Here is a 1,178-nt window from a genome sequence, read left to right as displayed (position 1 = left end):
CGGACACACCGCAACCCTACGAACCGATCAACCACACCACGCCAACGACCCGAACCCTCAGCCCATCAAGCAACCCCAGCCAGCCAGGCAACCAAAAACAAACAATCTACGAGACCTGACCAGTTACAGGCCGCTTAACCGTTCAAAGCCCTATCTGTGAACGAAACTGGGGCAGCTTCAATTGACCGGTATATTCCGGTACGCGATGTTTCGTCTTGTAATTTGCCGCTTCGAGGTCGCCCGCGGCTATTGGCGCTCGGTGCGGCTAGCCAGTCGATCATCAGGGTAGCGTGAGGGTTTCCGGGGGCGTGCTGGTCCGCACTTTGGGTGCCGTCGGCGGGTCCGTCGTGGTGGTGCTTCGAGTGTCTACTTGACGCGTGCGTGGACGGGGCCGGCTGTGCCTGGGCTGTTGCGCTGGAGTTTGAACAGGTCGGTCGCGACCATCAGGTCGGTGAGGCGGGAGTAGCCGTAGGTCTTCAGGACGACCGCGGGGTGCTTGCTCCAACGGTGTCGGTGAACGCCCGCTCCATCGGGATCTGCTGGTCCGGCGCCATCCCGATGAGCAGCGCCAGCGGGTCGTGCGTCAGCAGTTCGTCCGCTTGGTCGATCTGGCTCAGATGCAGTCCCACATCGTCACCGTAGCTGGGTCGGCCGGACGGGTCAGCTACGCCTGCTCGTCCGATCATCGATGCCACGGTGAGTGCCCCTCGCGGACGGCAACGTGGCCGGGCCGTCGCGGGCCCATCAGGCACGTGTCAGGCGTCGGGCGCATGAAGGCATCGCAGCCCGTGCAGACTCAAGGGTATGAGCCCTGTGAGCCGCGGTCGTAAGAACGGGAAGAAGCCCTCCTCCAAGAGGCTGGCACCCGCCGGGCGCGGCTCCCGGCCCGCGCTGTCCTCCGTGCCGGACATCCGTGGTCAGTCTCCGCGGTGGCCTCATGACGACGGTCAGCCTCACGACGACGATGAGAGGGGGCTGCGCACGCTCACCACCGACATGGTCGAGATCGGCAGGACGCTCCGGGAGAACGACGACCCGCTACTGGCGGAGGTGGCCGGTGCGACGTTCGCTGTGCTTGACGGCCTCGTCGATGGACCCGTCGGGGAGGCGTTTCTTCAGGAGATCGTGCCGCGGCTGGAGACCACCGCGACCGGGGACGCCCTTGCGGTACTGCTGGC

At 65.3% G+C, this 1,178-nt stretch carries 2 pseudogenes; one reads left to right on the top strand and one right to left on the bottom strand.

The window, feature by feature from the left end:
• Nucleotides 1-515 precede the first annotated feature (515 nt).
• Nucleotides 516-629: pseudogene (locus AB1460_RS37640) on the bottom strand (Fe-S cluster assembly protein HesB); the annotation flags it as partial.
• A gap of 175 nt (nt 630-804) precedes the next feature.
• Here AB1460_RS37640 and AB1460_RS37635 point away from each other — a divergent pair.
• Nucleotides 805-1,178 (top strand): annotated as a pseudogene (locus AB1460_RS37635) (plasmid pRiA4b ORF-3 family protein); the annotation flags it as partial.

The organism is Parafrankia sp. FMc2, from assembly GCF_041008525.1.
In the GTDB taxonomy this organism is placed as follows: domain Bacteria; phylum Actinomycetota; class Actinomycetes; order Frankiales; family Frankiaceae; genus Parafrankia.
Note: the sequence above shows the minus strand (reverse complement) of the source record. Positions and strands in the feature narration are given on the sequence as shown.